Source organism: Brachybacterium sp. GCM10030252 (genome assembly GCF_042666535.1).
Lineage (GTDB): Bacteria > Actinomycetota > Actinomycetes > Actinomycetales > Dermabacteraceae > Brachybacterium.
In genome coordinates, this window is sequence record NZ_JBHTDM010000032.1 from 60,241 (window position 1) to 86,298 (window position 26,058).

Genomic DNA, 26,058 nt, shown 5'->3' on the forward strand with positions numbered 1-26,058 from the left:
CGGGAACGGGTCAGAGGTCGACGCCCAGGCGCACCGGCTCCGGCACCAGCTGGATCCCGAACGCGTCCCGGACCCGGCCCTGGACGTCCCGGGCGAGCTCGACCACGTCGTCGCTGGTGGCGCCGCCGCGGTTGGTCAGGGCGAGCGAGTGCTTCGTGGAGACGGCGGCGCGCTCCCCCACGGCATGCCCCCGCTCGATGCCCGCATGGCTGATCAGCCAGGCGGCGCTGGTCTTGATGCGCCCTTGGCCCGCGGCGAAGCGCGGAGCGTCCTCGGGAAGCAGGTCGGCCTGAGCGACGTCGAGGATCGGGTTGGTGAAGAAGCTGCCGGCGCTCCAGGTGTCGTGATCCTCCGCGTCCAGCACCATCCCCTTGGCGCCGCGGATGCGCAGGACGGCCTCGCGCACCTCGTGCATGGGCGCCCGCTCCCCCACCTGCACGCCGAGCGTCTCGGCGAGCTGGGCGTAGCGGATCGGGGCGGAGAGGCGGCCGACGGTGTGCTGGAACGTCACCGAGAGCACGACGTAGCGTCCGGTGGCCGACGGGACCGGGCCGGCATATCGGGTGCGCTTGAAGACGCTGTCGCGGTAGGAGAAGTCGCAGTCCGCCGCGAAGAACGTGTGCACCGCGTTCTGCTCGCGGTCCCAGGTGCGCACCCGGGAGATCGTCGAGGCGACCTCCTGCCCGTAGGCGCCGACGTTCTGGATGGGGGTGGCGCCGACGGTGCCCGGGATGCCGGAGAGGGATTCGATGCCGACCATCTCGCGCGCGATCGCGTACTGGACGGCACGATCCCAGCGCACCCCGGCGAAGTGCTCCGCGATAACGCCCCCGCAACTGGGATCCAGCGGCGTGAGCTCGGCGGGGTCGACGGCCACCCCGTCGGGCTCCCCCGATGCCGGGATCTCGCAGGCCGCGTCCAGCAGCGGGGGCTCCTGGGGGTCGCGCAGCAGCACCACGGTGCCGTCGAACGGCTCGTCGGAGGCGACCAGGTTCGAGCCGCCGCCCAGGACCAGGAGCTGCTCGCCGGCCTCGTCGGCGGTGCGGACCGCCTCGATCACCTCGTCGGCGGTGCGGGCCTCGACCAGGGTGCGGATCCGCCCGCCGATGCGGAGGGTGGTGAGTTCGGAGAGCCTCATGCGGAGGCAGGTTCCGTGACGGCGGGCGCGAGAGCGACAGTGGCGCGGGCCCGGCCGAGCACCTTGGTGCCCTCGACCTGGGCGGTCAGGTCCACCCGCGCGGTGCCGGCGCTCTCGTCGACCGCGCCGACGACGGCGAGGACCTCGAGCGTCACGGATCCGGTGGCGGGCACCGGGATGGGGTTGGTGAAGCGCACCGAGTACTCACGCACGGCCGTGGGATCGCCGAGGGCGTCGACCAGCCCGGTGATGGCGGTGCCCATGGTGAGCATGCCGTGGGCGATGACATCCGGCAGGCCGGCGGCGGCGGCCACCGCGTCGTTGTAGTGGATGGGGTTGAAGTCCCCGGAGGCCCCGGCGTAGCGCACGAGGGTGTCGCGGGTGATCTCGTGCTGCGTGCGCGCGAGCTCCTGCCCGACGGCGAGGTCGGCGGGGGTGAGCGGGGAGGCGGGAGTTGCAGTCATGTCTGCTCCTGGGATCCGGGGCCGGTGCGCCGGCGCGCGGGGTGCGCCGGGACGGCCGGGTGGGACGGGCGTCGGGTCGGGGTGCCGGGGCGTCGCGCCGCGGTCAGTCCCCGCGGACCACGATCATGCTGCGCACGGCGGCTACGTCGGCTCCGTCCTCATCGGCCATGTCCACGCGCGTCGTGACCATGGCATGCCCGCCGGCGGCGCGCACCGACTCCACGGTCAGAGTGGGAACCAGACGGTCGCCGGCGACGACGGGACGGTGCAGCGTGAAGGACTCCTCGCCGTGGACCACACGGGAGAAGTCGATGCCGGCAGCCGGGTCCTGGATGTACTGCGCCTCGGTGGCCTGGGCGAGGGAGACCAGGAACGTGGGCGGGGCGATCACGTCGGCGTGACCGGCCGCGCGGGCCGCCTCGGCGTCGGTGTGCAGGGCAGAGGTCGCGCCGGTGGCACGAGCGAACTCGGCGATCTTCGCGGCCGAGACGGTGTGCACCGGCCCCGGCGGGTAGCTGCGGCCCGCGAAGGCGGGATCGGGGGTCGTCGTCATGTCATCTCCCGAGGAGGGCTCGGCCTGGGCGGCCGACGGATGCTGTCGGATCCGATGATCTCATCGTCGCCGGCCCGGAGCAGACTCACCGCAGACTGACTCAGACGCACGAAAGGCCACCCGGGACAATGCCCGTGTGGCCTTTGGTGAAGTGCTCGTCCCGCTCAGCGGGTCTCGCGGTGAGCCGTCTGCTTGCCGCAGGTCGGGCAGAACTTCGAGAGCTCCAGCCGATCCGGCGTGTTGCGACGGTTCTTCTTGGTGATGTAGTTGCGCGCCTTGCAATCAACACATGCCATGGTGATCTTGGGACGCACGTCAGAGGTCTTGCTCGCCACGGTTCGCCTCTTTCCGTCCGGGTGACGCGCCCCGCGGCGCGCCTCGTGGGTCCCCGTACTGGGGGATGTGGATCATGCACTCCGGTATGGACCGGCGTGGTACCGAGGGCGGGGATCGAACCCGCGACCTCACGATTATGAGTCGTGCGCTCTGACCGTCTGAGCTACCCCGGCCTGACCGATGAAACGGCCCGATCTCGAACGAGAACGGGCCGCCGCATCCATCAGAGCCCTGAAAGGGAATCGAACCCTTGACCTTCTCCTTACCATGGAGATGCTCTACCGACTGAGCTATCAGGGCAACCCGGAGGACTCTACCCAACTCCTCGCCGTGACGGCAATTCGCCGGGAAGCCCCGGTGCTTCGGGTCACAAGGACCTTCCGCAGTGGCAGGTGAGGGATTCGAACCCACGAAGGCAATGCCAGCTGATTTACAGTCAGCTCCCTTTGGCCGCTCGGGTAACCTGCCGGAGAACCTCGCCTCCGGTGCCCGCCGGCCGAGGCCGGAGGTCCCATCAGCGAAGCGGACCTGGAACAGCATACCGGTGCACGCTCGGCGGTGCGAACCCGTAGGCGCTCTGGCGTGCATGAAGATGGTCACAGGGACCCTCCGGCGCTCCCCCGCAGGGGTGCGGCAGGCTCGGAGCCGCACACTCCGCGGCCGTGCCCCGCCCCTCGTGCACGGGCCGTCGCACCGGAGAACATCGACCGGCCGCCCTCACGGCGGCCGCACCAGGAAGGATTCACCGTGGCAGATTCATCGTTCGACATCGTCAGCAAGCTCGACCGCCAGGAGGTCGACAACGCGGTCAACCAGGCCGTCAAGGAGGTCGGGCAGCGCTACGACTTCCGCAACACCGATGCCTCCATCAGCTTCAGCGGGGACGAGATCGCGATGAGCGCGAACGCGGAGGAGCGAGTCCTCGCGGTGCTCGACGTGCTCCAGACCAAGCTCATCCGTCGCGGCATCTCGCTGAAGGCGCTGGATGTCGGCGAGCCCAAGCAGTCCGGCAAGGAGGTGCGGCTCAGTGCGGCTCTGAAGGAGGGCATCAGCACCGAGGACGCCAAGAAGATCTCCAAGCTCATCCGCGACGAGGGCCCCAAGAGCGTCAAGGCCCGGATCGAGGGCGATGAGCTGCGGGTCTCGTCCAAGAGCCGCGACGACCTGCAGTCGGTCATCGCCATGCTCAAGGGCAAGGACCTCGACGTCGCGCTCCAGTTCGTCAACTTCCGCTGAACCGCCTCCGGGGGCACAGTCGGCCGGCGTAGGCGCCGCTGCGTGTCTCGGACCCGTGCCCGGGTGGCCCGTGCCGCCGGTGCCGGGGGTCGACGAGTGGGCGCCGGCCGGAGCAGACAGCACACGAGCAGACAGAGAAGGGTCCCGCTCCCCCTGGGGGAGAGCGGGACCCTTCGGCGCAGAACGGACGAACCGCGGATGCAGGATCAGTTCTGGTTCGAGGTCGTGTCCTGCTCGTCGGCGTGCCTGTTCAGCTCATCCTGCTTGGCTTTGAACGCCTCGACGAGCTGATTGACCGGACCGGAGAGGAAGGAGTTCCACTCCTCCCGGTACGCGTCGTAATCGGGACCGACCCACTCCACCGAGTTCACGAGCGTCGTGGCCGTATCGATCGCCTCGAGGACCTGCCCACCGGCATCGTGGATTGCATTCGCAACCTCGCGGCCCTGTTCCGGATCCATTCCCTTGAAAGCCATGCTGCTACCCCTTTTCCGTCGTCAGAACTAAGAATCTATGAAGCGTGCCCGAGAGCAGTTCTCAGGCGGACGCCTCGCGCTGCTCGGTGGCGTTCTTCGTCGCGCGCTCCGAGAATTCGGTGCACTGCTGGACGATCTGCTGGACCAGGTTGCCGAGGTCGCCCTCGAAAGCGGAGACGTACTTGTCACGGTCCTCGCCGGTCCAGTCGAACTCCGTCACGCGGCCCAGGACCTGCGTGTAGATCTGCTGCGCCTGATCTCCGGCCTGCGTGATCTCGGTAGCCATCTTCTCGACAGCTTCCGGATTCATACCCTTCTTCGCCATGATGTCCTCCATCTCGTGACTGAGTCTTTCCACCCGGGGCAGCCGACCGTCGAAGCCGAAACCGCGTCCCGCCACGTGTCCTCCAGGTGATGACTCAACTCTAGACGGGCTCCCCGGGCTTCGCGATGGGGACCACTCCCCATGCCCCTCCCCAATTCCACGACCGATTCTTCTGCCAGCTCAGAGCCGAGATCACAGGAAACAGCGGCTGTGGACGGAGCAGGCGGGACGACGACGGACGCCCCACCTCCCGATCGGGAGACGGGGCGTCCGCCGTGCAGTGGACCGGGCCGCGGACGGCACCGGACGGAGTCACTGGTTCGAGGTGGTGTCCTGCTCCTCGGCGTGCTGGGTGAGCTCCTTCGCCTTCTGGTTGTAGGCGTCGGAGAGGTTGGCCAGCGGTCCGGAGAGGAATGCGTTCCAGTCCTCGGTGAAGGAGTCGTAGTCCGGGCCGACCCAGGCAACGCCCATGATCGCGGAGGTGCGGGTATCGGTGAGGTCGTTGACGACGGTGCCGGCCTCGTCGACCAGCTGCGCGGTATCGCGACCCTCGTCCGGATTCATTCCCTTGAAAGCCATGGTGTTTCCCCTTTGTGAGATCGGTGAGTTCTGTGGTCAGACGCTGATCAGTTGCTGGAGGCCTCGCGCTGCTGCTGCGCATTGGTGCGCATGCGGTTCGCGAGCTCGGTGAGCCGCTGGATGGCCGCCGTGTTCGCCTGGCCGACGACGCTCTCGAACTCGGAGATGTATTTGTCGCGGTCCTCGCCGGTCCAGTCGAGGTCGGTGACGTGGCCGAGACGGCCGTCGTAGATGGACTTGAAGTTCTCGACGAGCTCGTCGACGTCGTTGGCGATGGCCTCGACGGCCTCCGGATCCATACCCTTCTTGGTCATGGTGTTCCCCTCATAGTGCGATTCTTCGGACATCAGCCAGGAGGCGGCCTCCGCGGCGCTGTGGCCGCTTCCGTGACGTTCCCCCTCGGTGATGACTTCACTCTATGGCCCGCGCCACGGAGCGTCGATGGGGAGAACTCCCCACCCGTTCCCGGCCGGCGGCCGCCCTCGCGCCGCGCACCCACGGCTCGCACGCGACGCGCGCCATCGGGGCGGGAACCATGCACCCCGCACGCTCCGCACCACCCCGTGCACACATGAAGGACCCCGGGCCTGGCGCGCAGGTCCGGGGCCAGGAGGCAGGTGCCCCACTGCTCAGTCGAGGTCCAGCTGCACCGAATCCTGGATCGAGCGGACTGTTTCGATCTCGTCCTCGGCGCTCTCGGCGCCGCAGCTGCCGACCACCTCGAGCACATCGGTGGCAACGCCTCCACGGTCGATGACGGCGTAGCGGGCAGCCTGGACCACCGTGGGCCGGCCTGGTTGCGTGTACCCGTACTCGCTGGCGATCCAGGCGGCCCCGTCCACGTCGATCTCCCCCGTGCCGAGCTCCTCGAGCTCGGGCAGCGCGGCCTTGCGCTGGTCGAGACCGGCCTTGGCCGCCTCCAGGGTGAAGTCCGGACCGAACCGCTGCACGGTGACCACGACATTGGCCCGGAACCGGCCCTCCAGGCGCGGCTGCGCGACGGCGAGCTGCACACCGGGGACCGTCAGCGTCTCCCAGTCGTCCGGCACGTCGATCGCGATCCGCGGCGGGCCGGGGAAGTCCGCGCTCGGATACGAGATTGTCTTGGCCATGAAAATGCTCCGTTTCCTCCCACCGTGACGGCGCTCAACCTATCAGGGAAGCACGAGGGCCCGAGCGGCGCGTCCGCTCGGGCCCTCGTGCGCGGCCGCCTCTCGGACCTGCCGCCTCATCAGCTCGACGAGGTCGCCTCATCAGCTCGACGAGGTCGCCTCCTGCTCGGAGGCGTTGCGATCGGCGGTCTCACCCAGATCGTTCACCGAGTTCATGACCTGCTGCAGTGCGGGCACCATCTCCCCGCTCCACTGACCGCGGAAGCGCTCCGCGTCGGGCCCGGTCCAGTCCACGCTCTCGAGGCCGGAGGTCAGATCCTGTTCGATCCGCGTGATCTCCTCAGCTGCCTCGCGCAGCTGGCTGGACATCCGCCGGACCTCTTCGACATTCATACCCTGCGTGGTGTTCACGGTTCGGGTTCCCCTTCCTGAAGTCTCGCCTGCGCCCCCGATCCGGTGCACCGGCCCCTGCCGTCGTTCGACGTCCTCACTCTAGAGCGAGGACGCAGGAGGGACCATGGGGAGGAGTCCCCATGGGGATAACTCCGCGTCGGCACGGCGCCGGATCAGGCGGTGATCTGCGCAACCTGCAGCTTCATCGCGCGACCGCTGTAGACGAGGAAGCCGCGGCCGGCGGGGAAGTCCGCACGACGGATCCGCCCCAAGCTCGTTCCCAGCAGGGAGTCGCCGTCCATGTCCCCCGGCTGCAGCAGCAGACCGCGCCGGCCCGCCTTGAACGGCTGGGCGAGCACGTAGGCCTGGGACCACGACGCCGATTCGTTCTCGCCGACCACGAACTGGCCCTCTCGAGTGCACGCGCGGATCAGCTGATCGAGATCCTTCTCGACGCCGGTGCCGGTGAAGTCCGCGACGCCGTCGATGAACAGGGCCAGGCGCCCCTCCCCCACGGCTCCGGATTCGATCGTCCCGCGCAGCTGCCCGGCGAGCTCCTTGACGGTGTCCGGGTCGGAGCCCTCCACGTCCCACACCGGCAGACCCGTCAGCGGGGTGCGCCGGGACGAGAAGCGGACCAGCCGCATGGGAGAGGGCATCGCCTTCAGCCCGGTCGCGATGGTGAGCATCGCCGTGGTGCGCCCGGAGCCCATCGGTCCAGTGACCATGAAGGCGCCGCGCGGCTCGTACGTGATCTCCGAGAGCGTCTCGTCGGCCAGCCCCAGCACGGGCCGGCCCTCGACCACGGGCCGCAGGTCCGCGAACTCGACGCGCTCGGGCAGCCGCCGGATCTCGGGCGCCTCCGGCATGCCGGCGCGCCGCATGGCCTGCGCGAGCTTGCTGACCTCCCGGGATTGGATGGCCACGTTGGCATCCCCGCCGTGGACGGCGACCTGAACCTCGTGGCCCCCGAGGATGGCGCGCCCCGGAGGGGAGTTGGCATCCAGCACGTCCTTCGGCTCACCGAATCCGGCGTAGTCGTCGTCGCTGGCCATGCGGTGGATCAGGCGGCGCTGGATGGACGAGCCCAAGGAGGTGGGGATGGCGTTCGGGCGGTCGCCGGTGACGATGACGTGCACACCCACCTGCCGGCCGTCCGTCGCGATCTGCACGAAGGCCGTGAACCACTTGGTGAGGTTGGAGTAGTCGTAGGCCTCCCGGAAGGCGGCCATGCCGTCGACCAGCAGCAGGATCCGGGGCGTGTCCGGCTTCCCGGCGAGCTCTCGATATTCGGACACCGAGCCGGCACGGACCTTCGCGAACTCCTTGGCGCGCTCATCGATCAGCTCGCGCAACGTGCGCAGCAGTCGGATGACGCGCTCCTCGTCGTCGCCCGAGACGATCGCGCCCACGTGCGGGAGCTCCTCGAGCATGGTCAGGCCGGAGGCGCCGAAGTCGAGCCCGTAGACCTGGACCGGACCGCCGCGCACGGTCGAGGCGGCCGAGATCGCGATGGTGCGCAGCGTGGTCGACTTGCCGGAGCCACCGGTGCCGTAGATGGCCATGTTGCCGTCCCGGTCCGGGTAGTAGGAGACCGTCGGCTGGGCCTGGTCCTCGGGAACGTCCATGACGCCCATCAGCAGCTCCTCGTCGGTGCGCCGGCTGGGCAGACGGGAGAGGTCGTAGGCGTCGGCGAGCTCGGACAGCCACGGTTTGCGGGGAGCAGGGACGCCGGCGGTCTCCGCTGCGGCGATGATGGTGGAGACCACGCGGGAGATGTCGTTGGGGCCGGGGTCCGTGACCTCCTTGGTGGGAGGTGCGGGGACGTCCCACTGCTCACCGGTGCCGAAATCCTTCTCGACGATGTCGATGCGGGCACGTTCGGGCTCGTCGGTGGTCCAGCCACCGGCATACCCCGACTGGAACGTCGCGATCCGCCCGGGGCCGGTCTTGGCCGCGGCGCGGCCGGGGATGCTCGGATCGAAGTGGGCGGCCATCTTGTCTCCCAGGATGTCCTTGGAGTCGGCCTCGTCGGCCATGCGCAGAGCGATGCGCAGGTTGGTGTTGGCCCGCAGGTTGTCCTTGATGACGCCGGCGGGGCGCTGGGTCGCCAGGATCAGGTGCAGGCCCAGGGAGCGGCCGCGGGCGGCGACGTCCACGACGCCGTCGACGAACTCGGGGATCTCCTTGGCCAGCGCCGCGAACTCGTCGACGATGATGATCAGGCTCGGCGGGGTCTCCGGGTCGCCGGTGCGTTCGAGGGAGACCAGGTCCTTGGCCTTCTTCCGGTTCAGCAGGTGCTCGCGATACTGCAGCTCGGCGCGCAGTGAAGTCAGGGCGCGGCGGACCAGGTGCTGGGAGAGGTCGGTGACCAGGCCCACCGCGTGCGGGAGGGCGATGGCGTCGGCGAAGGCGGCGCCGCCCTTGTAGTCCACGAACAGGAAGGTCACGCGGTCGGGGCTGTGCGCCGTGGCCATGCCCAGCACCCAGGCCTGGAGGAACTCCGACTTGCCGGCACCGGTGGTGCCGCCGACGAGGGCGTGGGGACCGTTGGTGCGCAGATCGAGGTGGAAGGCGTCCTGGCCGTTGTGACCGATGAGTCCGCGCAGATTCGCGTCGTGCTTGCGCCGCTGCGGCTCGGAGCCGTCACGCGGGGTCAGGGAGTTGTTCTCCTTCCACCGCTCGATGATGTAGTTCGGCTCCTCGGCCATCTGCATCCCACCGAGCTTGAGATACGAGATGGAGCGCGGCAGGTCGGAGTCGTCGTCGATCGGCACGCCGGCGTCGACCACCGGGGAGAGGTGCCGGGCCACGCCCGAGGCCACCTCGATCGAGACCGTCTCGACGGTGACCGGGTAGAACCGCTCCCCCACCCGGACGTGCCCGGCGCTCGCGCCCTCGACGGTCTCCTCCACGGAGACGTACGTGCGGCAGGCGGCCGGCAGCGCCGCCACGTTGGAGGCGCTCCAGATCACGTGGACGCCCACATCCGGGCCGCGCTCGGCGATGCGCACCAGGCGGGCGCGATCGACCGGGGCGTCGTCCTCGATGATCACCACGAGGTTCGGCGCGACCGGCTCGGGCGGGACGGGCGGGTCCTGCGTGACGTCCGGGGTCATCGGAGTGCGCAGCGCCGCCGGAGCGTCCCCGGCGCGCTGTTCGATGAGCTCCTCGATGCGGGAGAGCAGCGAGGTGCCGCGGCCGGGGGTGTCGGCCAGATGGTCACCGGGCAGCGGGGAATGCGGGCTCGAGGTGTGCGGCAGCCACTTCAGCCAGTGCCACATCTCGCGGCTGGAGCGGGAGGTGATCGCGGCGATCGCCATCTCCGCCGGCGAGTGCAGGGAGAACATCTGGGTCACCAGGCCGCGAGCCACACCGTCGGCCTCGTCCCCTCCGCCGGCCACCCCGATGTTGCCCGCGTAGCGGAGCTCGGCGACGATCGGCACCCCGGCGATCATCTTGTACTCCTCGTGCATGTCATCGAGCATGTCGTAGTACTTGGGGATGGCGTCGTTCTCCCCCGGCATCTCGATGCCCACCCGCGACTCGGCGATCCCCAGGCCCAGGCGCACCGTGGCGAAGGCGTTGTGCTCGGGGCGGTGGGTCCACAGCAGCCGCCCCAGCCGGAAGGCCGCATCGACCGTGTCGGCCGCGGACGGAGCTTCGACCAGGCGCACGGCCCGCTCGAGGTCCTGCGCGGCCGTGACCCGGCGTTTGAGGGAGGCCAGACCGTCCTCGAAGTTCTTGATCTGCTGTTCGAGCTGCTTCTTCTGCTGGAACTTGCGGTTCAGATACCCGGCCGTGGCCATCATCGGCATCATGAACACGAACATCAGCGAGAACGGGCTGCGAGTCAGCGAGAACATGAAGGCGCCCATGAGGATCGGGGCGAACATCATGAAGATGGGGAAGAACTGCGGGGTCGGTTCCTTGGGCGGCGTGGGCGCCTTCAGCGGCCGATAGGGGAACCGCGGCACCACGCGCGGGGAGCGGTTGAACTCGACGACCGGCGAGCTGGGGGTGGTTCCTCCCAGCCGGTGCAGGGCGATCACCGAGAACGTGGTCTGCCCGATCAGGACGGTGTCGGCCGGACCGATCACGGCGCGCTGGACCTGCTCGCCGCCGATGACCACGCCGTTGGAGGAGTGCAGGTCGACGATCTCGATGGAGTCGCCGACGTTGATGCGGGCGTGGCGCTTCGAGAGCATGGGGTCGGCGATGCGGATGTCGAGGTCGCCTTCGCGGCCGACGACGCTCGAGCCGCTGGGCAACGGATACTCACGACCTGCCTCCGGACCGGACAGCACGCGCATGAGAGCGACCGCCGCGCCGCGGGACTCGGAGCGGGTGGCGTACTCGGACGAGGAGCGGGCGATGGAGACCACACTGCCGGAGCGCAGGCCGGCCTGGATCAGATCGATCTCGCGGTCCAGGGACCGCACGCCGTTCGCGCCCGGGCCGGCGCCGGGATCCTGGACCTGCAGCGTGAGGCCTTCCGGAGCCTCGACCTCGCTGCGCAGCGGGTCCGCGAGATACAGCGCGCGCGCCACGTCGGCCACGGTGGCCGTGGCGTCGGCCGTCACCTCGAGGTCCGTCAGCCGGTCTTCGGGCCTGCGCAGAGTGAGTTTGATGCGCATAGGTGTCTCTCCCCCTGGCGGGCGCCTCGCCCGCCGTCCGGATCAGCCTCGAGGGCGATCCCATCCGTCGTTGCTAGTCCTCATCCACCTCGTGCGACCGGTCCAGCAGCGGCAGGTCGTCGATGGTGACGAGCCGGGAGAACACCGCGTGCTCGACCAGCCTCGCACGACGGTTGCTCGCGAGCTTCCCCGGACCACCGCGCAGCCCGCGCACGCCGAGACGGTCGAGCTTGTCGCAGACGTTGTCGAGCTTGCGGTTGAACTTCGTCAGCTGCCAGCCGAGGCGCTTGGACGCCTGCGCGGACGTCGGCACGGAGCTCATCCCGGAGGAGCCCTCGCGAGTGAGCATGGGCTCGGACAGTGCGAGGACCAGCAGCTTCTGACTGGGAGTGAGCTGCACCGAGCCCACGGTCGTCTCCCCCGCCGGGTCGTCGGGCCCGGCGGTGCGCTCGAACTCGGGGGACTCGGCGTGGATGGAGAGGTCGTAGGTCGTCGGGCCAGCGGTGAACACGACCCGGGTCTCATCGAAGACGAGCGGGATGCGGGCCCCGGGCGCGAGCCACGCCTGCATGGAGCCGGAACCATCCGTGATCGTGGCCGACAGCCGCGAGCCGATATTGACCAGCCACCACATGGACTCGACCTGGACGATCGAGAGGAAGCGCCGATGGAGGAACGGGTTCTCGTCGTCGACGCTGAGATCGGCCTCGCGTCCGATCGTCATCTCCTCGCCCTCGGCGACCCGGAACCATTCGCCGCAGAACTCGACCGAAATCGTCGACGCCATCGTCACTCATCCCCTCTCTCGCGGCGCTCGCCACGTCGTGTCCACTCGCCCTTGTCCGCCACCGCGGCATTCTGTTCCCGCTGGTCCCCGGCCATCAGTGCACCGTACCCGTCAGCCCCCATCGAGACAGGCCTCCACCCACTTGCTCGCCGGGCCGTTGGTGTCGACGGTCTGCACCTCGACGCACCGATCCGGGAGTCCGGGCGGGATCTCGACCACGTGCGACGTGCGCCCGAAGACTTCCTGGGCGGCGGCATAGCGCTCGTAGTTGCCGGGCATGTCCTTCCACCGCACCTTGAACAGCTGGCCCTCGCGGAAGTTCTCCGGTGCCTCCCAGGCCACCTGGGCGCGCCCGGTGACGCTGCCCTCCTCGGGAGCGATGATCTCGACCGTGGGGTCCTGCGGCGGCCCGGGCGGCTCCGCGGCCCCCGTGGCCACATTGATGTCGGAGGTGGGGGCGGCTTCGGGTGGCTCCACCACGAACATCCGCACCGCGAGGGTGGCGCCCACTCCGAGCACGATGATCAGCACGGCGGCGAGGGTGACGAACGGCCAGGCCGGCGTCTTCCGCTGCTCGGGGGGACGCTGCTCGTTCGCCTCGGGGGGCGCGGCCGACCCGCCTGACGCGAGCGCCGCCCCGGCCGGCCGCAGCATGGTCGACTCCCCCTCCGATTCAGCGGCGGAGGCGGTCGCCGGCGTCCCGACCGGCTGAGCCGACGGCGCAACGTGGGCGGGGGCCACTCCGGCGTACGGGTCCAGCGGCCGCTTGCGCTCGTGCGAGGCAGGCCCGCCGGAGTCCGGGTCGACGGTGGCGACCTTCCGGATCCGAGTATGCATGTCCAGCTCGTCATCCTCGGAGCCGTGCGTGGAATGCGTGCCGCGGTCGTCGAGCACGTCCATCTGGGTGACCGGCAGCGAGAGGGAGAGCTCCACCTGCTGCAGCCCGCGGCCGAAGGCCAGAGCGGTGTCGTAACGACTGGCCGGGTCCTTGGCCATCGCGATCGAGAGCACGCGGTTCAGCTCGGGCGGGATGTCGGGCCGGTTCAGCGGAGGCAGCGGCTCGGAGGTGATGCGGTGGATGAGATCGGAGGCGGAGTTGCGCTGCCCTCTCAGCTCGAACGGGGTCTGTCCCGCCAGCAGCGAGTACACGGTCGCGGCCAGCGAGAACACGTCGCTGCGCACGTCGGCGCGCGGAGGGTCGGCGAAGAACTCCGGCGGGGACCACGGGATCGACATGCCCTGCGAATCATCGACATCGTGCCCCTGTCCGGTCGCTATGGAGATGCCGAAGTCGGTCAATGCCGGCCGGTTGTAGTCGGTGACCAGGATGTTCGCCGGTTTGATGTCGCGATGGAGGATGCCGGCACGATGGGCGGTCTCCACAGCGCCCGCGATCTGGACTCCGACGCGCAGCGCTTCGGCGACGGTGATGCGCTCCTTGCGGAAACGGACCCCGTAGTTGGGCCGCGGACAGTACTCCATGACGATGTAGGGCCGGTGGTCGTCGGAGACCTCGGCCTGATGGATCGTCACGATCGAGGGGTGCGTGGACATCTGCGCCATGACGTTCGCCTCGGCGTCGAACTGCCGCCGCACCGTGTCGTCCAGCACGTTCGAGAGGAGGACCTTGATCGCGACCCGTCGCTGCGGGCGGGACTGGCGATACAGGAAGACGTCGGCGAAGCCTCCGGAGCCGAGCAGCTGCTCGTACTCGTATCCGGGAAGGCCGGGCGGCGGCGAGGGCGGTCTCGGACTCATACCCGCTCCCTCATCAGCAGATGCACGCCGTCACCGAGATCGAGCCGGTCCCCGTCGTGCAGGACGACGCCCTCGCGCGGCCGCAGACGCACCGGGTCCGTCCCGGCGCGGTGCAGCGTCGTCCCGTTGGTCGCTCCCAGGTCGACTGCGACCACGTGCCATCCCTCGAGCCGGAGTTCGAGGTGGGAGCGGGAGATGTCCTGCTGAGGGCTCGGCACGGTGATCAGCTGCGGGACGTCGTTGCCGCTGACCCGGGAGGCGCGCGGCCGGCGGCCGATGATGGCGGTGCGGTCCAGCACGAACCTCTCGCCCGTGGAGGACTCCACGACCCCGAGCGGAGGCCGGGCCACCGTGCGGGTCGCTCCCTGCAGAGGGGCCCCGCAGGCCCGGCACTGCGAGCGCTCCGGAGGATTGGCATGCCCGTTCTGGCAGACCAGGCCCGGCAGCGCCACGGCCCCTCCGGCAGGATGGCCGGGGCCGGCGGTCGGGGCGCCGGGCGCCGCGGGCGTGGCCGGCGGGGCGCTGCCCGGCGGCGGCGCCGGTGGCCGCGGGCGGCCGGCCCCCGCTCCGGCGGGCTGCGCTGTCGGGACGCCCGGGGCGTGCGACGAGGGTGCGGAGGCACCGGGAGCCGGCGGCTGCTGGGACGGGTAGGCACCGCGGTGGTGAGAACCCGGGCTGGGCGCGGAGTATCCGGGCGGCCCGGCGTATCCGGCGTGCCTGGGGTCACCGGCCGCCGGCGCCCCGCTCATCGGTGCGCCCGGGAATCCGACCTGGTGCCCGGCCGCGGCCGGGTCGACGGGCGCGTTGCCGTACTGAGGTCCGGCGCCCTGCGGCGGGGAGGGGTATCCGACCTGCTGCCCTGCGTACCCGCCGCTGCCCTGTCCCCCGTAGCCGGGGGCCGGGGCCGGCGGGCTCTGGGTTCTGTGGTCGTCCGGCCGGACCGCCGCGGGGCGGGATCCGGTCTGCGGGGCGGGCGGCCGCTCTGCCATCTGCACCTGCGGATATGCGGGCTCGGGTCGCGGCTTCTCGGTGGCACGACGAGCCGCGGCCTGCGCGATCTCTGGTGCCGTGCGGCCCACTCCGGGGACCCAGTCGATGAAGTCGCCGTGGCTGTCGGTCGCGGGCTCCGGGGCAGCCGGTTCCGGTTCGCCGTTCAGCTCGTCGTCCTCGGGCTCGGCAGTGGTCGGCGACTGCGCCGGCTCCTCAGCGAGAGCTGCCGGGTCCTCGCTCGCCGCGGCCTCGCCGTCCTCGTCCTCCTCGGATCTCCGCACGGCCGCGTCCTCGATCCGACGGAACACCGTCTTGCCGAACAGGTCGTCGTAGGCACCGGTGTTCTCCAGATCAGGTGGTGGCGAGACGGCCGCCGGGCGCGGCCGTGGAGCACTCGGAGAGGCTGCGGGCTCGTCGTCCTCCGGCCCCTCGCCGTCGTCGATCGGCGCGATCTGGGTGGGCGGGGATTCGAACTCGTCGTCATCGGGCGGCTCGGGGGTCGGGATCGAGCTCGACGGGTCCGGCGCGATCGTGACGTCGGAGGGGTCCGTGCCAACGGACGACGAGCCGGGGTTCTCGAGGCGCTCAGGGGCGTCGGGGGCCGATGGTGCCGGGGCCGGCTCCTGCGGAGCAGACGGCTGAGGAGCAGACGGCTCGGGAGCAGACACCTCGGGACTCGGATCCGGCGGGCCGGCGGCAGAGGACTGCTGCGGCTCCGCGCCGGCGGGACGACTGCTGCGTCGCCGGTCGAAGAGCGACGTGCTCACGAGGCGGCGGCGACCCGCCTCGGCACTCTCCGCACTCCGGGGAGGCGGAGCAGGGTCGGCCGGTGCGGCGGAAGCAGCCACGGAGGTCGTCGAGGCCTCTGCCGACTCGGCCGGAGAGCTCGGGGCGGCCTCCTTCGAGACCGGCTCTGCCGGCTCGCTCGGGGCCGGGGCCGCTGGGGGCCCCGGCGCCTCCGGCTCGGACTTCTTGTCGGCGAAGAGATCGTCGAACATGTTCGGGCCGCTGTCGGCCGGTTCGGAGGCGGCGGAGGCCGCTGGTGTCGCGCCGCCGGAGACCGACGGCGGCATCTCCCCGGGCTTGCGGGTCGCCATCATCGGTCTCCGGTCCGAGGAGCCGGAGGAGCCCGATGAGCTGGTGCTGCTCGCAGCCGGTTGCGGGGCCGGCTTGGGGCGCTCGGCGCGGCGCTTCTTGGCCTCGGGATCCTCGATGGACCTCCCGTCGTTCTCGACCTGCTCGGCGAGCGCCGCGCGGGCGTCCTCGTCCAGTTCTGCGGGGTCCACGGTCACGTGCACGAATCCCCGCACCCGGGCGATACCGGCCGCGACGCGCGGCGCGCCCACCGATTCCTCGGCGGGAAGGTCGCCGAAAGCGGTGCGGCGCACATCCTCGAGAGTCTTCAGCACGAAGGGTTCCTCGTCGGTCCCGGCGATCTGGATGGAGCCCTCCGGGGTGTAGACCGCGATCGGAGTCTTCCCCTTCACGCCGAACGTCCCCGTCGTGCCGTCGAGGAAGCCGAACAGGATCGCGGTCAGCTTGTCCGCGCTCTCGAGCTCCGCCGCCTCGACCAGCTTGTCGAGGAACTCCTCAGGGGCCGGGTTCTCGCCGAGCACGGTCCATGCGGCCTCGGTGACCTCCTTCCGGAGCCCCGGGACCAGCACCACCCAGCCGGCCTCGCGTACGACGAGGGTGGCGGGGCCCTGCTGGGTCCACGTCCCGGGCCCGAGCAGAGTCGTCTTCTCGTCCTCCTCGCTCATCCCCTCTCGCCTCCCTCACCCGGGATGGCCCGGGGCAAGGTGTCCTCGTCGACCTCGAACTCCTCAGCGGGCGTGGCGACGTCGGCGGCGGAGGGCCGGGGCCCCGGCGCCGCCCCCACCACCTCGACGGCCTCGACGATGACCACGCTGACGTTGTCCCGACCGCCGCTGTCGAGCGCGAGGCGCACCAGGTCCTCGCTGAGCGTGCGCACGTCCGAGGGCGCGCGCAGCATCCGTTCGATCGTGGCGTCCTCGACCTCGCCGGTCAGGCCGTCGGAGCAGATCAGCATCCTGTCCCCGGCCTCGGCCGGGATCAGCCAGTAATCGGGCTCCGACTCCGGCCCGGCGCCCAGCGCGCGGGTGACCATGTGACGGTAGGGGTGCACGCGGGCCTCATCGATGCTGAGCTCTCCGCGGTCCATGAGTTCCTGGACCACGGAGTGATCGACGCTGACCTGTTCGAAGATCTCCCCGGAGAGTCGGTACACCCGAGAATCGCCGAGGTTGAGGACGACCCAGTACCCGATCCCGTCGAGCACCATCGTGGCCACGACCGCGACGGTCGTCCCGGCCCCGAGCGTGGTCTCCCCGCCGAGTTCACCGATCCTCTCGGCGGCGGTGCGCAAGGCGTCACCGAGCTGCTCGACGGTGACGTTCTCCTGGATCGTGAGCTTCTCGAACTCCTCGACCGCGATAGCGCTGGCCACCTCGCCGGCATTGTGACCTCCCATGCCGTCCGCGACCAGGTAGATCGGCGGCGCATTGAGAACGCCGTCCTCGTTGGTCGCGCGGACGTGGCCCACGTGCGTCACGGCCGCCGAGACGGCCCGGATCGTGCCCTGGATGTCCGGATCCGACAGAGACCGGTCGATCACTGCTCCCTCTCCACGGACAGGGTCCTATCCCCCAGCGTGACCTTGGCCCCGGCAGGCAGGACGGTCGGGGTGTTGGGGACGAGGTGCTCGCGGGAACCGTCCTCGCGCAGGATGGTCGATCCGTTCGTCGACCCGAGATCGGTGACCGTGATCTCCTCGCCGGTGCCGTCGGCACGGAGGTGGGTCTTGGAGACCGAGCGGGTGTCGTCCTTCAGGACGAACAGCACCTCTCCGCCCGCAGCCGTGGGATTGCGCCCGATCACGACGGCCCTGTCCACCACCCGATCGGTGCCGGTGTCATCGGTCAGGCGGAGCTTCCTCGCCGGCGGCAGCGAGGCCACGGAGACCCGGGTCTGCTCGAGATCCTCCAGCGGCTCATCCGGCGCGGTCATCCGAGTCCGCTCGTCGACCTCGCCATCGCCGGGGTCCCAGGCATCCGCGGTGAGCTCGCTCGGGGCAGGGACCGGCTCCGCAGCAGCATCGGGGTGATGCTGCGGCTCGGGCGGCTGTGCGCTGCCGGGAGCCGGCGGGGCGGCGGCCGGTGCCGGCGGGGCAGCTGCCGCAGGCGGCGGGCTCCACAGCTGGGGCGCCTGCGTCTCGGGATGCTGCGGCTCGTCCCACGATGAGGGCTGCGGCTGCTGCGGTGCCGGCACCTGCTGAGCAGGGGGCGGGGGCGCCCATCCGCTGTCCTCGCTCTGCTGCGGCGCAGCGGACTGGTTCTCCCACGACGCCGGCGGCGGGGAGGACCAGGGAGAAGCGGAGACCTGGGGCTCCGAGGCGAAGGAGCCCGACGGGGCGGGCGGCGCGTACGGGCTCTCGGCCTGTGGCTGCGCGGCCCACGCGCCGGAGGACGACGGGTGCGCCGCGGCCGATGCGCCGGTCCCCTGGGCCTGGGCGTCTCCCCTCCATGCCGCACCGGGCTCGGCCAGGAGGTTCTCGTGGGCGTCGACGTGCACCGAGGAAGCCCCGAGGTAATGCTCGGCCCCGGGCCGTTCGAAGTCGTCGGGTCGCGGCGTGAAGGGATTGCGGCCGGCCTTGATGTCGACCACCACGGAATCGACCGCCCGGTCGTGGAAGCCCCTCAGCACCTTGCGCGGATCCAGGAAGATCGACAGCGCCATGACCGGCCAGATGATGCCGTACAGGAACCAGCGACCCAGCGCGCGCAGGAAACCGATCGGCCCACCCTCGCTGTATCGGGTGATGCGCAGCCCGAGGATGAGCTTGCCGAGACTGATTCCCTTCGCACCGGACAGCCAGATCATCAGCACGGCATAGGCGGCGGGAAGAGCGGCGCCGACTCCGATGAGGATCTGCGGCAGCAGGGTGATGGGGTCCTGGATCAGCAGCAGGATCACGCCGATCAGGAACGGGACCAGCACCACCAGGGCGATCACGGCATCGATCAGCGCCGCGAGAAAGCGCTTCAGGGGCGTCGCGGGCGCGCAGCCGTCCAGGGGCGGGCCCAGTTCGGGGCTGTTCGATTCCTCGGGCGCCGGCACGGAGCCCGGTGATCCCGGCCCGCTCGGCTGGCTGAACGATGCGCCGGGACCGCTCTGGTTCATCGGTGGCTGAGTGACCATCACCTGATCGTACTGTTCCTGGGAGCGGAGTGCCGTCGCGCCCGGCTGCTTCGGCTCGAGGGCGTCGCGCGAGATCAGTTCGATCCCTTCCTCCTCCGACTCCTCCGATTCGCGACCGCCGAGGTCGCATGAACGGGGCTTGGGGGGCTGTGACCATGCCCCTGGGGCGTCCGTCGCCCGCCGCTCGTACGGTGACGCCTGATAGCGGGCCCCGCACTCGCCGCAGATCGCGGCGCCTTCCATCAGCAGAGTCCCGCAGGTGCTGCAATAACGCGTCTGGTTCATCGGGACGGGCCCCTCCTCGGCGACTTCTTCGCGGCGCTGGTGGACATGCCCCGCAGCGTGCCGCGTGAGGACCGACGACGCATCGCCTCGGTGCGACGCCGGGCCTTCTCACGGGCGCGTTCGGCGGCGCGGGTGCGCTTGCGATCGCTGCGGCGATCCGCCGATCTCCTGCGGAAGGAGCGCAGCGACACCGCCGCGAACATCCGCTTGTACCACGGCACGGCGGCAGACATGGTACGCCGGGCCGCCATCACGTGGGACCAGTACTCCTCGGCCGCCGCGTCCGGCAGGTCGTCGGGCCCGAACACGGCGCGGTCGGCCCGGCCGGCCAGGGTCAGCGCCCCCATGGCCGGGGTGGCCGCCTCCAGGCGCGCCGCAGTCTCCGCCCGGGTCATCATCGGGTCAGGCCTCTGACCGAGGTCCGTCATCAGGTCGAGGATCTCCTGCCAGCCGCCGTCGATGCGTTGGGGCAGGGGCCCGCGGCTGCGCCGTCGGCCGCGCCGAACGGCCTTCGCCACGATGATGGCCGCCAGCGCCATCCCGATCACGAGCGGGATCAGACCGGCTCCGACGTATACGGCCCAGGAGACGGTCTCGTCCTGGGGGTCCTCCTCGTCGTCGGTGTCATCACTCATCGCGCCGGGCGGGGGGCTCGGCGGCTCGGCGGGCGGAGGCGGGGGCTGAGCGACCTGAGGCAGGGGCTTCTCGACCTCCTTGGGTTCGGGCTGGGTCGGCTCGTCGTCCTCGTCCGGGGCAGGGTCGAAGCGCACCCACCCGAGTCCGTCGAAGGCGACCTCGACCCACGCGGTGACGTCCCCACCCGTGATGGAGACGGTCCCCTCGTCGCCCTCGGGGACCTCGAATCCCATGACCACGCGCGCCGGGATGTCGATCGAACGCGCCATCACCGCGGTCAGGGCCGCGAACTGCTCCTCGTCGCCGATGCGCCCCAGCGGTTGTGCGTCCGCCTGCTCCTCGTCGAAGCTGGGCTCCTCGAGCATCGCGAGCAGCCGGCTCACGCCGTGCCCGGACAGTGAGGCGGTGTCGTCGTCCAGGCCGTGCGAGAAGTAGGCGTCGGTCTTGATCGACCGCGACAGGTTCTGGAACTTCTCGTAGTCCGAGCCCGGCTCGCCGGCCCATTCCTCGGCGAGCGCGCTGATCTCGTCGACCCTGCTGTTCTCCGGCAGGTCGACATCAGCGAATCGAGCCGTGCGCGTCTCCTCGGTGGTCGGCTCGGTGTACGGCTCGTAGCGCAGGTCATAGGTGTCGCCCTCACGCAGCCCGACGGCGTTGACCGCGGTCTGCGATTTCTCGTTGAGGTAGAGGTTCTCAGCTGTCACGCCCGCTCTCTCGGGCGGCAGATCGCCGAGATCGATACGGTCGGTGCGCGCGCCCAGCGTGGGCAGCCAGACCCCTGTGTACGCCCCGATGGTGACGGTCGAGGTCCGTTGCTGCTCGCTGGGGTCGTGAAGGTTCACGCCGCCTGCAGTGCGCAGGAATGCACCCGAGGCGGTGTTCTTCTCCTGGCTGCCGGCGACCTCGTAGACGTGCAGGTCATACTTGTCCATCGTGGCCAGGCGGACGTGCTCGCCGCTGGTCACTCCCGAGATCGTGAACAGCTCCTCCTCGCGCTGGTCCTTGAGATAGCCGCGGAACTGCGTCAACGGGGAGACGTATTCGCGCGGGTCGAACGGCGGGGTCATCTGGTCCCGCTGGGCGTATCGCGTCGTCCCCTCGGGCGGATCCAGCAACGAATGCGCACCGAAGGCGGCGGCGCCCGCGATCGCCATGATGACGGCACCTCCGATCACGCGGCGGCGCAGCACGGGGTTCTGCCAGGAGCCGGGCCGGACGGTGTCGGAGATGATGGTGGACTGCGCACTGTCCAGGCGGCCGCTCTCGAAACGCCAGGTCAACCAGGCCACGGAGATGATCGCGAACAGGACCCCGCGCACAAGGGGCAGGAAGGCCTCGTGGGTGCCGAAGAGGACCGACAGCAGCGTCAGCGCGAGGGGGAACAGCCATGCGAGGACGTAGCGGCGGGTACGCATGACGATGGTCATCGACAGCAGCGTCAGCAGCAGCATGCTGATCCAGACCACGGCGAGCACGCCCTGCGCGGATCCGACGGGCGGGGCCACGGTCAGGGCGGACTTCCAGCTGGTCACGGGGGCGAACAGCAACTCTTTCAGCGAGCCGAGGGAGGGGATGATTCCCCAGATCGCCCGGGTGGGAGCCGCGAACATGGAGCCGAACAGGAAGTACACCACCAGCAGCAGCGGGGTGATCCGCAGCGGCCCCCACCGCCAGCGGGCGCCGATCAGGGCGATCAGGGTGGCCAGCGCGAGCGCCATGATCCCGGTCAGGATGTACTGCACCCCGCCGTAGACGTGCTGGAAGCCCAACAGGCCCAGGACGAACAGGGCGGCCAGGACGACGATGTCCGTGGCGCGGCGAGGGGTCGACACGGACGCGAAGTAGGTGGCGCGAGGATCGGTGGCGGTCATCGACCCACCGCCCGCAATGCTCGGGCCAGCGTGTCCAGGCTCCCGACGGTGACCACGTCGAGGCCCCCGATCGCGGACCGGCGCACCTCGGCGTCGTCCACGCACCGGATCGCCACGGCCATCACGCCGATCGGAAGCTGGTTCGCGGCCGAGTTCAGCTCCCGTGCCGTCGTGTGGGAGCCGACCACCATCATCACCGCCGAGGCGTTGGGGGCCAGATCCGCCGCCTTCTGCCCGAGCTCATGCAGGGCGAGCTGCCCACCGAGCTGGTCGATGACCGTGTAATCGTCCATCAGCTGGCGGAAGCTGCCGGTGCGCTGACGCCTGTCGAAGGAGAAGGGAGTCAGCTCCTTCTCCTCCCGCAGGGTCTGGGCCGAGATGGAGGCGGCCGCGGAGACGGCGAGCTCGAACTCCCCCTCGGTGGCGTAGTGCTCGGCGAGGTTGTCCAGTGCCACGGCCACGTGGGAACGGCGGGTCTCCTCGAACTGGCGGACCATCAGCTTGCCGGTGCGGGCGGTGGTGCGCCAGTGGACATGGCGCCGGTCATCGCCGGGCGCGTAGTCGCGCAGCGCGTGGAAGGCGATGTCGGAGCTGGAGAGATCCGAGGAGGGGGTGCCCTCCAGGTCGCGGAGGAAGCCGCTGGCGGCCTTGTCCAGTCGCACCGTGCGGGGATGGACGTACAGCTCCTGCGACCGGGCCCAGGTGACCTGGCGGCGCATCAGCGAGAGCGGATCGTCGCGGACCGAACGCACCGGCCCCACCACGAGCACGGCACGACGCTTGGTGGGCACGGCGAACAGCTCCTCGTGAGCGGCGTCGGCGGCCAGCCGCGGCACCATGAACTGGGCGGTGGCGGAACCGACCGCCAGTTCGATGCGCGAGGGCAGGATGGTGCGCTGGGTGGGGTTCGCGACCTCGACGCGACCGACGGCGCGCGTACCGACCACCACCCGGTGCGTCTGGAGATCGAGCGTGACCCGATACGAGGCCCGGCCCAGGACGAACAGCGCCGCGACCACCAGAGGCACTGTGAGGGCGAGAGCTACCACGTTCAGTTCGGTCACGTGCAGCCAGAGGCCGACGATCCAGCAGAATGCAGCGACCGCGAGGACCGCCCACCCGATCGGCGAGACGACGTCGAGGACCGGATGGATGCGCCGCATCCACAGCTCGGCGCCCCGATCGCGCCATGCGGCGAGTCCGGTGCTGGAGGCGGCCCCGTCCTCGCCGCCGGGGCTCACCGCGTCGTCGGCCGACGGGGCTCCCGCCCCGGCGGTGCCGTGGCGAGCGGCCCTGGTCTGCTTGCGCCGCCGGCGCGCTTCGGCTCGGGCCTCGGCCCTGGCCGTGGCGCGGCGTCGCTTCGCCTCCGCCTTGGCGACCTCGGCCTCGGCGGTATCGGTGGGGAGGGGCGTCTCGGGGCTCATGCGGACTGCTGACGCGCCTGCGGAGGCGCCACCTCGCTGAGGATCTTGGTCATCACGGACTTGGCGGTGGTGCCGGCGAACTCGGCCTCGGGATCGAGGACGAAACGGTGGAGCCACACGTGCTCGACGAGGTGCTTGACGTCGTCCGGGATGACGTAGTGGCGTCCGCTGACCGCCGCCCAGACCTTGACCACGCGCATCAGGGCGAGCGCGCCGCGGATGGACACGCCGACGCGTACCTCGGGAGCCATCCGCGTCTCCTCCATCAGGCGGGAGACGTACTCCAGGACCGCCGGGTCCACGTGCACCGTGGCCGCGAGCTCGGTCATGTCGTTGACGGCCTGCAGGGAGATCCGGGGAGTGAGGTGGCTGCTGCGATCGCGCAGCGCGGATCCCTGGAGGATCTGCACGCTCGAGGCATGGTCCGGGTATCCGATCGAGGTCTTCATCAGGAAGCGGTCCAGCTGCGCCTCGGGAAGCCGATAGGTGCCGGCCTGCTCGATGGGGTTCTGGGTGGCGATCACCATGAAGGGGTTGCCCACCTCGTGGGTCACGCCGTCCACCGTGACCCGACCTTCTTCCATGACCTCGAGCATCGCCGACTGGGTCTTCGGGGAGGCGCGGTTGATCTCGTCGGCCAGGACGACGTTCGCGAACACCGGTCCCTTGTGGAACTCGAAGGACTTCGTGTTCTGGTCGTAGATCGTCACGCCCGTGACGTCCGAGGGCAGGAGGTCCGGAGTGAACTGGATGCGGGTACTGGTGCCCTGCACGGTGGCAGCGATCGACCGCGCCAGTGACGTCTTGCCGGTGCCGGGAGCGTCCTCGAGCAGCACGTGGCCGGGAGCCATCATGGCGGTCAGTACGAGGCGGACCACCTCGTTCTTGCCGAGAACGGCCTGGCCGACGCTCTGGACGAGCTTGTCGAACGTCTCGGCGAACCAGCGGGCCTGTTCGGGGGTCATGCTCATGTCAGGGGCGATGCTTTCTGCTCGGAGGGGTGGGCGGCTCTCACGTGGTCAGGATTCGTCCGGTGGACCCGCGCCGGGGCTCGAGGCCGGCGGCGCGAAGAGGACCGGGAGCACGGCGCTCGCGGGGGCGCCGTGATGCCGCCGCAGCCGCGTCACTCCAGCGGTGACCGACATGATGGATCCCCCCCCCGAACACGATCGTGGTCGACTCGCCGTGCGCATGGTGACCCCTGGCCGTCCTGACGGGTAACGCCCGCGGGCGGGCCGCCCCTGGCGCGCGCACGACGGTCACAGGGTACTCGTCCGGAGTTGCCCATGCCACGAGGGACCGCTCCAGCGCGATCAGTCGGGGATTTCAGGGCACCGACCCTGGGGACGGGTCACGCGCGGCTCACCGCCGGCGCTGGACCAGGGTCCGGGTGAACTCCGTGAGCGCCTCGCGAACCGGTCCGTCGGGAAGCTCAGCCAGAATGGCGACGGCCTCGTCAGCTGTGCGACGGGCCAAGTCGCGGGTCTCCTCCAGTGCCGGGTCCTCGCGCAGCATGGCGACCAGCTCGCGCAGCGCGTCGTCGCTGCTGATATCCCCGTCCAGCCGGGCCACGATCTCGCGGCTGCGCGGGTCCGCCGCCTCCGCGGCACGGCGACGGATCAGCAGGGTGGGCATGGTCGGCACGCCCTCGCGCAGATCGATGCCGGGGGTCTTCCCGCTGGTCTCGCCATCACTGGCGAGGTCGAGGGCATCGTCGGCGAGCTGGAAAGCCACACCGACCTTCTCCCCGTAACGCCGCATCACGTCACCGGCTCCCTCGGGGGCACCGGCCAGCAGAGCCCCGAGCTGACCGGCCAGAGCGAGCAGCGAGGCCGTCTTGTCGGAGAGCACCGAGATGTAGTGCTCGAACGGGTCGTCGGACGGAGTCGGCCCGACGGTCTCGTGGAGCTGACCGAGGCACAGTCGTTCGAAGGTCTCCGAGTGGAGCCGGACCGCCTCGGCGCCTATACGCGCGCTGAGGGCGCTGGCCCGGGCGAACAGGAAATCGCCGGTGAGGATGGCGACGTTGTTCCCCCAGAGCGCGTGGGCGCTGTCGGTGCCGCGGCGGGTGGGCGCGGAGTCCATCACGTCGTCGTGATAGAGGCTCGCCAGATGCGTCAGCTCCACCAGAACCGCGGCATCGAGCACGCCGTCGCGGTCGATATCGCCGAGGGAGGCGGCGAGCAGGACGAGCATCGGGCGCACGCGCTTGCCGCCGGCATCCATCAGGTGGCGAGCCGTCCACCGGGCGATGTCATCGGAGGTGGCCACGGACTCGCGCAGCTCGCTCTCCACGGACGCGAGGCGCTCGGCGACGCGCGAGGCGAGCTGCTCATCGATGTCGGGCACGACCGGCAGCGAGGACGGCATGGCTCTCCTGGGGCTGGGCGAGGGCGGCGCCTGGGACGCCTGCCCCCGACACGGACATCGGGCGGGTCGGCGGCGGTCGACGCTGCCGAGCATGCGCCGGCCACGGAAGGAACACAACACGCACGCGGCCACCAAGTCTACCCGCGCGAGCCCGCGCCGCCCTGTGGGGTCGGTCCCGGCGTGACGGGGAGAACGCCCAGCGGCCGCTCGCCGGGCGGACGGGCCTGTTCTGCCCGGTGCACGCGGCGCTGGGGCGGGGCTTCCGTGCCGGCTCCCCCGAGTACCTGGGACCCTGGGACCGCCTCCCTCGCGCCCGCATCCCGGGATCGCCGATCTACGCTGGGGCCGGTTGTTTTCGGGCGCGAAAAAAAAGGGAGTGGGAGGAGCGAAACCCCCTTGTTCAAGGGGTCTCCAGCTCACTCCCACTCCCAGTGAAGATGTCCGGCGGCGACCTACTCTCCCACACCCTC

21 protein-coding genes and 3 tRNA genes are annotated in these 26,058 nt (G+C 70.4%); 1 reads left to right on the top strand and 23 read right to left on the bottom strand.

Going from position 1 to position 26,058, the window contains the following annotated elements:
• Window positions 1–10: 10 nt before the first annotated feature.
• From ACFQRJ_RS14370 to ACFQRJ_RS14400, 7 genes are all read right to left on the bottom strand, one after another.
• Entirely contained in the window at window positions 11–1,138 is a 1,128-nt protein-coding gene (locus tag ACFQRJ_RS14370; RefSeq protein ID WP_377019879.1) for a UDP-N-acetylmuramate dehydrogenase, read from the bottom strand.
• Complete coding sequence (locus tag ACFQRJ_RS14375) at window positions 1,135–1,602, bottom strand: MaoC/PaaZ C-terminal domain-containing protein (protein ID WP_377019880.1); 468 nt, start codon at window positions 1,600–1,602, stop codon at window positions 1,135–1,137. The genes ACFQRJ_RS14370 and ACFQRJ_RS14375 overlap by 4 nt, the downstream gene beginning before the upstream one ends.
• A 103-nt stretch (window positions 1,603–1,705) precedes the next feature.
• Window positions 1,706–2,155: a MaoC family dehydratase gene (locus ACFQRJ_RS14380; RefSeq protein ID WP_377019881.1), complete on the bottom strand. Its 450-nt coding sequence runs from the start codon at window positions 2,153–2,155 to the stop codon at window positions 1,706–1,708.
• A gap of 164 nt (window positions 2,156–2,319) precedes the next feature.
• Window positions 2,320–2,490: a 50S ribosomal protein L33 gene (rpmG, locus tag ACFQRJ_RS14385; protein ID WP_114855632.1), complete on the bottom strand. Its 171-nt coding sequence runs from the start codon at window positions 2,488–2,490 to the stop codon at window positions 2,320–2,322.
• Between the two features lie 97 nt (window positions 2,491–2,587).
• A tRNA-Met gene (locus ACFQRJ_RS14390) sits at window positions 2,588–2,664 on the bottom strand.
• 54 nt (window positions 2,665–2,718) lie between these two features.
• Window positions 2,719–2,791, bottom strand: a tRNA-Thr gene (locus tag ACFQRJ_RS14395).
• A gap of 86 nt (window positions 2,792–2,877) precedes the next feature.
• Window positions 2,878–2,959 (bottom strand) — tRNA-Tyr (locus ACFQRJ_RS14400).
• A 279-nt stretch (window positions 2,960–3,238) separates the two neighbouring features.
• On the opposite strand from ACFQRJ_RS14400, the gene ACFQRJ_RS14405 reads away from it, so the two are divergent.
• The gene (locus ACFQRJ_RS14405) at window positions 3,239–3,727 is read left to right on the top strand and encodes a YajQ family cyclic di-GMP-binding protein (RefSeq protein ID WP_377019882.1); all 489 of its coding nucleotides are present in this window, start codon (window positions 3,239–3,241) and stop codon (window positions 3,725–3,727) included.
• 206 nt (window positions 3,728–3,933) lie between these two features.
• On the opposite strand, the gene ACFQRJ_RS14410 is transcribed toward ACFQRJ_RS14405, so the two are convergent.
• The 16 genes from ACFQRJ_RS14410 to ACFQRJ_RS14485 form a co-directional block, all read right to left on the bottom strand.
• Complete coding sequence (locus ACFQRJ_RS14410; RefSeq protein ID WP_377019883.1) at window positions 3,934–4,203, bottom strand: hypothetical protein; 270 nt, start codon at window positions 4,201–4,203, stop codon at window positions 3,934–3,936.
• A 61-nt stretch (window positions 4,204–4,264) separates the two neighbouring features.
• Complete coding sequence (locus ACFQRJ_RS14415) at window positions 4,265–4,528, bottom strand: hypothetical protein (RefSeq protein WP_377019884.1); 264 nt, start codon at window positions 4,526–4,528, stop codon at window positions 4,265–4,267.
• A gap of 312 nt (window positions 4,529–4,840) precedes the next feature.
• Window positions 4,841–5,107 carry a hypothetical protein gene (locus tag ACFQRJ_RS14420; RefSeq protein WP_377019886.1) on the bottom strand — a complete coding sequence of 89 codons (267 nt, stop codon included), beginning with the start codon at window positions 5,105–5,107 and terminating at the stop codon, window positions 4,841–4,843.
• A 47-nt stretch (window positions 5,108–5,154) separates the two neighbouring features.
• Complete coding sequence (locus ACFQRJ_RS14425; RefSeq protein WP_377019887.1) at window positions 5,155–5,421, bottom strand: hypothetical protein; 267 nt, start codon at window positions 5,419–5,421, stop codon at window positions 5,155–5,157.
• Between the two features lie 315 nt (window positions 5,422–5,736).
• Window positions 5,737–6,219 carry a hypothetical protein gene (locus tag ACFQRJ_RS14430; RefSeq protein WP_377019888.1) on the bottom strand — a complete coding sequence of 161 codons (483 nt, stop codon included), beginning with the start codon at window positions 6,217–6,219 and terminating at the stop codon, window positions 5,737–5,739.
• Window positions 6,220–6,360: 141 nt separating this feature from the next.
• Complete coding sequence (locus ACFQRJ_RS14435; RefSeq protein WP_377019889.1) at window positions 6,361–6,630, bottom strand: WXG100 family type VII secretion target; 270 nt, start codon at window positions 6,628–6,630, stop codon at window positions 6,361–6,363.
• Window positions 6,631–6,785: 155 nt separating this feature from the next.
• Window positions 6,786–11,249 carry an FtsK/SpoIIIE domain-containing protein gene (locus tag ACFQRJ_RS14440; RefSeq protein ID WP_377019890.1) on the bottom strand — a complete coding sequence of 1,488 codons (4,464 nt, stop codon included), beginning with the start codon at window positions 11,247–11,249 and terminating at the stop codon, window positions 6,786–6,788.
• A gap of 73 nt (window positions 11,250–11,322) precedes the next feature.
• A complete protein-coding gene (locus ACFQRJ_RS14445; protein ID WP_377019892.1) occupies window positions 11,323–12,036 on the bottom strand; it encodes a hypothetical protein in 714 nt (237 codons plus the stop codon).
• A gap of 111 nt (window positions 12,037–12,147) precedes the next feature.
• On the bottom strand, window positions 12,148–13,794 hold the full coding sequence (locus ACFQRJ_RS14450; protein ID WP_377019893.1) for a protein kinase: 1,647 nt from the start codon (window positions 13,792–13,794) through the stop codon (window positions 12,148–12,150).
• On the bottom strand, window positions 13,791–16,544 hold the full coding sequence (locus ACFQRJ_RS14455) for an FHA domain-containing protein (RefSeq protein ID WP_377019895.1): 2,754 nt from the start codon (window positions 16,542–16,544) through the stop codon (window positions 13,791–13,793). The genes ACFQRJ_RS14450 and ACFQRJ_RS14455 overlap by 4 nt, the downstream gene beginning before the upstream one ends.
• A complete protein-coding gene (locus tag ACFQRJ_RS14460) occupies window positions 16,541–17,419 on the bottom strand; it encodes a PP2C family protein-serine/threonine phosphatase (protein WP_377019896.1) in 879 nt (292 codons plus the stop codon). The genes ACFQRJ_RS14455 and ACFQRJ_RS14460 overlap by 4 nt, the downstream gene beginning before the upstream one ends.
• The gene (locus ACFQRJ_RS14465; protein ID WP_377019898.1) at window positions 17,416–19,002 is read right to left on the bottom strand and encodes an RDD family protein; all 1,587 of its coding nucleotides are present in this window, start codon (window positions 19,000–19,002) and stop codon (window positions 17,416–17,418) included. The genes ACFQRJ_RS14460 and ACFQRJ_RS14465 overlap by 4 nt, the downstream gene beginning before the upstream one ends.
• Before the next feature lie 281 nt (window positions 19,003–19,283).
• The gene (locus ACFQRJ_RS14470; RefSeq protein WP_377019899.1) at window positions 19,284–21,794 is read right to left on the bottom strand and encodes a transglutaminase family protein; all 2,511 of its coding nucleotides are present in this window, start codon (window positions 21,792–21,794) and stop codon (window positions 19,284–19,286) included.
• Window positions 21,791–23,218: a DUF58 domain-containing protein gene (locus ACFQRJ_RS14475; RefSeq protein ID WP_377019901.1), complete on the bottom strand. Its 1,428-nt coding sequence runs from the start codon at window positions 23,216–23,218 to the stop codon at window positions 21,791–21,793. The genes ACFQRJ_RS14470 and ACFQRJ_RS14475 overlap by 4 nt, the downstream gene beginning before the upstream one ends.
• Window positions 23,215–24,189, bottom strand: a complete 975-nt coding sequence (locus tag ACFQRJ_RS14480) for an AAA family ATPase (protein ID WP_377019902.1) — start codon at window positions 24,187–24,189, stop codon at window positions 23,215–23,217. Before ACFQRJ_RS14480 ends, ACFQRJ_RS14475 begins: the two co-directional genes overlap by 4 nt.
• A 391-nt stretch (window positions 24,190–24,580) precedes the next feature.
• Window positions 24,581–25,588 (bottom strand): polyprenyl synthetase family protein, encoded by a 1,008-nt coding sequence (locus tag ACFQRJ_RS14485; protein WP_377019903.1) that lies wholly within the window; start codon window positions 25,586–25,588, stop codon window positions 24,581–24,583.
• Between the last annotated feature and the right edge of the window lie 470 nt (window positions 25,589–26,058).